This window comes from Kitasatospora sp. CB02891 (assembly GCF_002803145.1).
Lineage (GTDB): Bacteria > Actinomycetota > Actinomycetes > Streptomycetales > Streptomycetaceae > Kitasatospora > Kitasatospora griseola.
Map to the genome: position 1 here is coordinate 278995 of NZ_NNBO01000011.1, position 7952 is coordinate 286946.

A 7952-nucleotide genomic window follows, 5' to 3' on the forward strand; every position below is an offset into this window, starting at 1 on the left:
GATCTGGCCGCGGGCGGGGCCGTTCCTTCCCGCCCACCCGCCCACCCGTGACCCGCCGGCGAGCGGCAGACGGCGGGTGCTCGGGTGGGGTGGGTGGGCGCAGGGTGTCAGGGAGTCTCGCCGGCGCGGACGAGGCCGTTCTCGTAGGCGAGGACGACGGCCTGGACGCGGTCGCGGAGGCCGAGCTTGGCGAGGATGCGGCCGACGTGGGTCTTGACGGTGGCCTCGGAGAGGACGAGGCGGGCGGCGATCTCGCCGTTGGAGAGGCCCTGGGCGACCAGCAGGAAGACCTCGCGTTCGCGTTCGGTGAGCGGGCCGAGGACGGCGGAGCCGGGCGTCGAGGCGGGGGTGGGGAGGACTTCCGCGAAGCGGTCGATCATGCGGCGGGTGGTGGTCGGCGCGACCACCGCGTCGCCCCCGTGCACGGCCCGGATCGCGGCGACGAGTTCGATCGGCGGCACGTCCTTGAGCAGGAAGCCGGACGCGCCGGCCTTGAGCGCGGCGAACGCGTACTCGTCCAGGTCGAAGGTGGTGAGGATGAGGACCCGGGGCGCGCCCTCGATCGGAGTGCCGCGGTCGTCGAGGCAGATCCGGCGGGTGGCCTGGACGCCGTCGAGGCGGGGCATCCGGACGTCCATCAGGATCACGTCCACCTCGGCGGTGCGCAGCACCTCCAGGGCCTGCTGGCCGTCGCCCGCCTCGGCGGCGATCTCGATGTCGCCCTGCGACTGCAGCACCATGCGGAAGCCGGTGCGGAGCAGTTCCTGGTCGTCGACCAGCATCACGCGGATCGGCATCGGTCGGGTCTCCTTCACTTGGACACTTTGAGGGGCAGGACGGCCCTGATCCGGAAGCCGCCGCCGGGCCGGGGCCCGACGTCCAGGCTGCCGCTGACCATACCGACCCGTTCACGCATGCCGATCAGGCCGTGGCCTAGGCCGTCGGCGCCGCCGGCGGTGAGCTGTTCGCGGGTGCTGCCGCGGCCGTCGTCCTCGACCAGGACCTCCAGGTCGCCGTCCCGGAAGTCGACGGTGACCTGGGCGCTGGCGCCGGGGCCGCCGTGCTTGCGGACGTTGGTGAGGGCTTCCTGGACGATCCGGTAGACGGTCAGCTCCAGGCCGCGGGGCAGTTCGCGGACCTCGCCGGTGGCGGTGAACTCGACCGGCAGGCCGGCGGTGCGGACCTGTTCGAGGAGTTCGGGGAGTTCCTCGACACCGGGCTGCGGAACGTACTCACCGGTGGTGTCGGCGGTGCGCAGCACCCCGAGCAGGCGGCGCATCTCGGCGAGCGCCTGGCGGCCGGTGGAGGCGATGGTGCCCAGCGCCTCCTTGGTCTGCTGCGGGGAGGTGTCCATCACGTACGCGGCGCCGTCGGCCTGGACGATCATCACGGACACGTTGTGCGCGACCACGTCGTGCAGCTCGCGGGCGATCCGGGCGCGTTCGGCGGCGACCGCGACCTGCGCCTGGGCGTCCCGTTCGCGCTCCAGCCGGGCGGCCCGGTCCTCCAGTTCGACCAGGTAGGCGCGGCGGACCCGGGTCAGCCGGCCCCACGCCCAGCACAGCACGAACGGAGTGGTCATCAGCGCGGACAGCACCACCCGCTTGGTGAGGGTGTCGTTCGCACTGTCGGGGGACGGGACCAGCCGCCACACGGTGAGCGGCCCCGCCGCCAGGCTGGCGGCCAGCGCCAGTCTGGACGTCCAGGCCCGGCCGAAGGCCGCGCCGGTGTACGCGAACACCAGGTAGGCGACGGAGGACAGGCCGGGTTCGATCCGGCCGGCGATCTGGCTGAGGCCGAGGACGACGGCGGCCGCGGTGGTGACGTCGGGCCAGCGCCGCCGGACCACCATCAGGCCGGGCAGGACCGCCGCGATCGCCAGGCCCGCCCACAGCTGCGGCCCGGTGACCCGGTTCCCGTTCACGTCGACCTGTTCGGCCGCCACCAGCACGCCGAAGACCAGCACGATCAGTGCCCAGGCGGAGTCCACCACCATGGGGTGTCGGCGGAGCCAGGCGTTGAGTCGATGCACATGTCCAGCCTAGGGAGTCGGACGTCGTGCTCAGGTCCGTCGTAGGAGCGATCCACGGCTACTCCCCAAGGTGGAGATCGCCCCCTCCCGGTAACGTCCTCCGCTATGACATGGATGCGGTGGCGGCCCGCGATCGAACACGCGCTGTACCGGCCCGACGGCGGCTTCTACCGCAGGCCGGAGGGCCCGGCCGGGCACTTCCGCACCTCCGTGCACGCGTCCGCCCGGTTCGCCGGCGCGGTGGCCCGCCTGCTGGCGGGCGTCGACGCCGCGCTCGGCTCGCCGCCCCGGCTCGCCTTCGTGGACGTCGGCGCGGGCCGCGGCGAACTCACCGTCGCCGTCCGTGACGCACTGCCCGCCGAACTGCGCGCCCGGGTCGCGTTCCACGCCGTCGAACTCGCCGACCGTCCCGCCGGTCTGCCCGCCGGGATCGACTGGGGCCCCGACCTGCCGTCCGGCGTCACCGGCCTGCTGTTCGCCAACGAGTGGCTCGACAACGTGCCGCTGGACCTCGCCGAACGCGACGAGGACGGGCGGCTGCGGTACGTCGAGGTCGCCCCCGACGGCAGCGAACGGCTCGGCGCGCCGCTCGACCCGGACGACACCGGATGGGCCGAGCGGTGGTGGGCCGACGGTGAGCGGATCGAACTCGGCGGACCCCGGGACGCCGCCTGGGCCGACGCCGTCGGCGCCCTGGGCAGCGGCCTCGCGGTGGCCGTCGACTACGCGCACACCCGCGACACCCGCCCCCCGTTCGGCACCCTGACCGGCTTCCGCGACGGTCGGCAGACCGCGCCCGTCCCCGACGGCAGCTGCGACCTGACCGCGCACGTCGCCCTCGACGCCGCCGCCGCACCCGGCCACCCCACCCTGCTGACCACCCAGCGCACCGCCCTGCACGCCCTCGGCGTCAGCGGCGCCCGCCCCCCGCTCGCGCTCGCCACCACCGACCCGGCCGGCTACCTGCGGGCCCTCGGCGGGGCCGGCGAGGCCGCCGAACTCACCGACCCGGCCGGACTCGGAGCGTTCCACTGGCTGGTCCAGGCCGTCCGCATGCCGGTACCGGACGACCTCACGGGCCTGCCGGGATGGCAGACTCTCCCCTCATGAAGGAGTCGACGGCCATGACGGAGACCACGGTCGGCATCGGCCCGGGCGCACAGAACCTGCCCGGCGGGCCCGACAGCACCGACATGGTGCTCAACATCGGTCCCCAGCACCCGTCCACGCACGGCGTGCTGCGCCTGAAGCTCGTCCTCGACGGTGAGCGGATCAACTCCGTCGAACCCGTCATCGGCTACATGCACCGCGGCGCGGAGAAACTCTTCGAGGCCCGCGACTACCGGCAGATCATCATGCTGGCCAACCGGCACGACTGGCTGTCCGCCTTCGCCAACGAACTCGGCGTGGTGCTCGCCGTCGAGCGGATGCTCGGCATGGAGGTCCCCGAACGCGCCGTCTGGCTGCGGACCCTGCTGGCCGAGCTGAACCGGGTGCTCAACCACCTGATGTTCCTGGGCTCCTACCCCCTGGAACTGGGTGGGATCACCCCGATCTTCCACTCCTTCAACGGCCGCGAAGAACTCCAGCACGTCCTGGAGGAAGCCTCCGGCGGCCGCATGCACTACATGTTCAACCGCGTCGGCGGCCTGAAGGAGGACCTGCCGGCCGGCTGGCTCGGCCGGGTCCGGGCGGCCGTCGGCGTCGTCCGCTCGCAACTGCCGGTCTTCGAGGACCTGGTGCTCGGCAACGAGATCTTCCGCGGCCGGACGGCGGGCATCGGCGTCCTGTCCCGCGAGCACGTCCACGCGTACGGCGTCAGCGGGCCGATCGCGCGCGCCAGCGGCGTCGACTTCGACCTCCGCCGCGACGAGCCGTACCTCGCGTACGGCGAGCTCCAGGACGTCCTGCGGGTGCCCGTCCGGGAGGAGGGCGACTGCCTCGCACGGTTCGAGTGCCTGCTCGAACAGACCGTGAACTCGCTCGACCTCGCGGACGCGTGCCTCGACCGGCTGGCGGAGATGCCCTCCGGACCGATCAACCTGCGGCTGCCCAAGGTGCTCAAGGCCCCCGAAGGGGAGACCTACGCCTGGACCGAGAACCCGCTCGGGCTGAACGGGTACTACCTGGTGTCGCGCGGCGAGAAGACGCCTTGGCGGCTGAAGCTGCGGTCGGCCTCGTTCAACAACATCCAGGCCCTGACCGAACTCCTGCCGGGGACGCTGGTGGCGGACATGGTGGCGATCCTGGGGTCGATGTTCTTCGTGGTCGGGGACATCGACAAGTAGCGGTCCTGGCAGGCGCGGAGGAACACGTCAGGGGCCCGGGGAATGCGCACCCTCGTGGTCAGTCCGCCGGGTGCGGGGCGAGCTTGGGGTTGTGGGCCTCGCAGAGCGTGACGAGGGTCGCGTAGGCGTCGGGGCCCATGAGTTCGACGAGTTCGGGGCGGTAGGAGACGTAGACCGGGTCGGGGGCGTTGTGGGCCTCGGGGGAGCCGGTGCACCACCAGTGGAGGTCGTGGCCGCCGGGGCCCCAGCCGCGGCGGTCGTACTCGCCGATGGAGACCTGGAGGTAGCGGGTGTCGTCGGGGCGGTCGATCCAGTCGTAGGTGCGGCGGATCGGGAGCTGCCAGCAGACGTCGGGCTTGGTCTGGAGGGGTTCGAGGCCCTCGCGGAGGGCGAGGACGTGCAGGGCGCAGCCGGCGCCGCCGGGGAAGCCGGGGCTGTTGAGGAAGAGGCAGGCGCCGTTCACGCGGCGGGTCTGGCGGTCGCCGTCCTCGTCGAACATGGTGATGCCGCCGTCGCGGCGGATCCGGCCCTTGGCGTCGGTGCCCTCGGCGTGGTGTTCCCAGATGTCGGGGGTGAGGCGGGCGGCGTGCCCGGTGACGCGCTGCTCGTCGTCCTCGTCGGAGTAGTGGGCGCCGAGGGTGCAGCAGCCGTCGGACGCGCCGCGGCCGGGCTGGATGCCGTGGCAGCCCTTGCCGAAGATGCAGCCCCAGCGGGAGGTGAGCCAGGTGAGGTCGCAGCGGAACACCTGGTCGTCGTCGGCGGGGTCGGTGAACTCGACCCAGGCGCGCGGGAAGTCGAGGGCGACTTCGCGGACGGTGGGCATCGCCAGGTCGATGACCGGGTTCTTGGCGGGCTTGGGGGCCTTGCCGGACTTCTTGGACTTCTTGTTCTCAGCTGGTGCCACCCGGCAAGGGTATGGCCTGGGCCCTCCGTTTCGGATTCTGCCGGGCGCACACCGCCGGATCGTCCCTTCTCCCCGGCCCCGGTGGGCCGGGAGGCGCCCCCGGGGAGGCGGCGGCGGGATCCCGGGAGGAGAGCCAGGGGCCTGGGATGGTGAGGCTTTTCTCGTGGTTCGTCGGTATTGGGCGATTTTCCGGGGGTCCTGGCGGGCGGTGTAGGTGAAACGGCTGTGAAAAGGGCCGCAGCCCGGGCGGCGGCGGCCGTGTGCGGCCCTAGGATGTCCCAGCCGGGGGTAGGTCGGGCGCGAGAGCGCCCTTGCACGGGGGAGTGCACATGGGCGACAAGGTCGTCATCCGGTCGTGGGAACTCCACGGCGAGGGACGGGAGTTCGAGACCGTCGCGAAGGAGTTCGGCGGCGCGGCGAAGCAGCTGGAGAGCGGGCTGGCGGCGCTGGGTGCGCCGTGGGGCGGTGACGCTCCGGGCAAGCCGTTCGGGGTCGCGTACGGCGAGGCCCGGGAGGGCGTGCTGGCCGGGCTTCAGGGTCTGGCGGAGCGGCTCGGCCGGATCGGTCAGGGCCTGCACAGCATGGCGGACAGCATGCAGCGCACCGACAGCGAGATCAGCGCGGACTTCAACGCGCCGTCGCTGAACCGCCCGGCCGCAACCGGCCGGGCCTGAACCGCAGTCAGAGCACGCGGCGGGCGGCTGTGCACGCCGAACCGCACCACCCGAAGGGGGAGCACGTGTCCAGGAACCTGCCGGAGGAACTCGCCCCCGCGCTGGCACGGACCGGCCACGCGTGGCCGCAGGCGGACGAGGACGGGCTGCGCCAAGCCGCCGTCCTGTGGCGCGAGTTCGGCTCGGAGGCGGAGGCCCTGGTACGCCGCGGCAACACGTCCGCGCAGCGGGTGTCGGGGGAGAACTCCGGTGCCGCGGTGGACGCGTTCAGCGCGCACTGGCAGCAGTTCAGCGGCGGCGGTCGCGGCCAGCTGGACGACGCCTCGGCGGCGGCCGGCCTGGTGGCCGGCGCGCTGGACAAGGCGGCCGGTGTGGTCGACCACAGCAAGGCCGAGATCGTCGCGGTGCTGCAGGAGCTGACCGAGAAGATCCGGGCGGCGGACGCGGCCGAGGCGAAGGCGAAGGCGCAGATCGCGCAGGCCGGCAAGGAGATCACCTCCGGGGTCGGCGGCGTGGTCTCCGGACTGGTCTCGGGCGCGGTCGCGGTGGTGAAGGAGGGCGTGGCCGAGGCCGAGGAGCTGGCCGCGGTCGCGGACGCCAAGCGGAAGATCGGCCAGCTGCTGGAGCAGCTGGAGCGGGACATGGCGGAGGCGGCGAAGGCGCTCGCCAAGGAGCCCGCCCTGGTCGCCCTGGAGCGGATCGCCCAGACCGACGGCCGCGGCCTGCACGGCGAGCGGCGCGAGACCTCGATGGCCGCGCGCTCCGGGCAGGTCACCGGCGTGCTGGCGACCTCCGGCGTGGCCCGTTCGGTGGAGGTCGCCGGGGTGGCCGGCGTGCACGCCGAGCTGAAGGCCGACGGCACGGTCAAGACCGACCGGCACGGCAACCCGGTGCTGGTCGGCGACGACGGCCAGCGGGTCAAGGGCGTCGACGGTCTGAAGGTCGCCCAGGGCGCGGACGGCACCCAGCAGCTGGTCGGCCCGGACGGCACCCCGATCAGCGGCGTGGCGATGGGCGAGGACGGCAAGCCGCTGCTCAGCAAGGACGGCAAGCCGCTGCTGGTCGGCCTGACCGGCGCGCTGGTCGGCACCGGCATCACGCTGGCCCTCGGCCTGGACGGCCACCCCAAGCTCGGCGACGACGGCCACCCGGTGATGATGGCCTCCAACGGCTCCCCGGTCTCCGGCCTGGTCGCCGACCCGAAGGGCCACCTGCTGATGGGCAGCAACGGCCAGGTCGTCACCGTGAACGCCGACCTGCAGGCGGTCGGCCCGAACGGGCAGATCGTCCAGTTCGGCGCCGACGGCCGCCCGCTCGACCTGCTCGGCCCGGACGGGAAGCCCGTCCCGATCGCCGACAACCAGAACAACGGCCCGTTCGGGGACGGCTCGCACAACAACCACGGGCGCGGCCACGGCGACCAGGGCAACGGCCACGGTCAGCCGGGCAACGGCCACGGCGGCCCGAACGGCCCCGGCAACGCCTCCGGCGCCAACGGCCCGCTGGGCGGCCTCCCGGGCAAGATCCTCGACCCCGTCCTCGACCCGCTGGGCGGCCAGGACCAGGGCCAGTCGCAGTCCGCCCCGGCGGGCGGCAACCACCGCGGCAACTCCGGGAACCACGGCAACTCCGGCAACTACGGAAACTCCGGCTACCAGAACAACTCGGCTCCGGTGTACGGCAATTCGCACGCCCCGTCCGGTGGCGGCGGCTCGTACGGCGGCGGTGGCGGCTGGGCCCCGAACGACGCGCCCTCGCCCTCCTCGTCGCACGGCCCGGTGTCGGTGCACGTCGACTCGGTGCTGACGCCGCCCGCGCCGCACCTCCCGCCGGTGGTGGACGGCGGCGACATCTGGTCGTCCGGCGGTGGCGGCGGCGGTGGCGGCGTCCACCGCGGCGGCGACTCCGGTTCGGTGTTCGGCGGCGGTTCGTCCGGCGGCTCCTCGATCCAGCTCGGCCCGGTCGGCGGCGGCGCCCCGTCCGGCGGCGGTCTGCCGGCCGGCGGTCCGGTCGGCGGCGGTGCGGTCGGCGCCGGCCCGGTGGCCGGTGCGGGC

The 7952-nt window shown here is 73.5% G+C and carries 6 protein-coding genes and 1 pseudogene; 4 read left to right on the forward strand and 3 right to left on the reverse strand.

What is annotated here, in order from left to right:
- Positions 1 to 107: 107 nt before the first annotated feature.
- Both CG736_RS24465 and CG736_RS24470 read right to left on the reverse strand, forming a co-directional pair.
- Positions 108 to 797, reverse strand: a complete 690-nt coding sequence (locus CG736_RS24465) for a response regulator transcription factor (protein WP_100588321.1) — start codon at positions 795 to 797, stop codon at positions 108 to 110.
- Between the two features lie 14 nt (positions 798 to 811).
- On the reverse strand, positions 812 to 2032 hold the full coding sequence (locus tag CG736_RS24470) for a sensor histidine kinase (protein WP_100588322.1): 1221 nt from the start codon (positions 2030 to 2032) through the stop codon (positions 812 to 814).
- Positions 2033 to 2137: 105 nt separating this feature from the next.
- Here CG736_RS24470 and CG736_RS24475 point away from each other — a divergent pair, with 105 nt between their 5' ends.
- A complete protein-coding gene (locus CG736_RS24475) occupies positions 2138 to 3142 on the forward strand; it encodes an SAM-dependent methyltransferase (RefSeq protein WP_100588323.1) in 1005 nt (334 codons plus the stop codon).
- A gap of 14 nt (positions 3143 to 3156) precedes the next feature.
- Positions 3157 to 4320: an NADH-quinone oxidoreductase subunit D gene (locus CG736_RS24480; RefSeq protein WP_100588324.1), complete on the forward strand. Its 1164-nt coding sequence runs from the start codon at positions 3157 to 3159 to the stop codon at positions 4318 to 4320.
- A 58-nt stretch (positions 4321 to 4378) separates the two neighbouring features.
- Here the strand turns inward: CG736_RS24480 and CG736_RS24485 are convergent, their stop codons facing one another.
- The gene (locus CG736_RS24485; protein ID WP_100588344.1) at positions 4379 to 5143 is read right to left on the reverse strand and encodes a hypothetical protein; all 765 of its coding nucleotides are present in this window, start codon (positions 5141 to 5143) and stop codon (positions 4379 to 4381) included.
- A 410-nt stretch (positions 5144 to 5553) separates the two neighbouring features.
- Between CG736_RS24485 and CG736_RS24490 the strand changes: the two genes are divergently transcribed.
- Entirely contained in the window at positions 5554 to 5898 is a 345-nt protein-coding gene (locus tag CG736_RS24490; RefSeq protein ID WP_043914817.1) for a WXG100 family type VII secretion target, read from the forward strand.
- Between the two features lie 65 nt (positions 5899 to 5963).
- A pseudogene (locus CG736_RS24495) lies at positions 5964 to 7952 on the forward strand (hypothetical protein); the annotation flags it as partial.

Excerpts from the sequence above, each read along its gene's own strand:
- CG736_RS24490 (WP_043914817.1), top strand. The coding sequence starts at position 5,554 with ATGGGCGACAAGGTCGTCATCCGGTCGTGGGAACTCCACGGCGAGGGA.
- CG736_RS24480 (WP_100588324.1), top strand. The coding sequence starts at position 3,157 with ATGACGGAGACCACGGTCGGCATCGGCCCGGGCGCACAGAACCTGCCC.
- CG736_RS24485 (WP_100588344.1), bottom strand. The coding sequence starts at position 5,143 with ATGCCCACCGTCCGCGAAGTCGCCCTCGACTTCCCGCGCGCCTGGGTC.
- CG736_RS24465 (WP_100588321.1), bottom strand. The coding sequence starts at position 797 with ATGCCGATCCGCGTGATGCTGGTCGACGACCAGGAACTGCTCCGCACC.
- CG736_RS24475 (WP_100588323.1), top strand. The coding sequence starts at position 2,138 with ATGACATGGATGCGGTGGCGGCCCGCGATCGAACACGCGCTGTACCGG.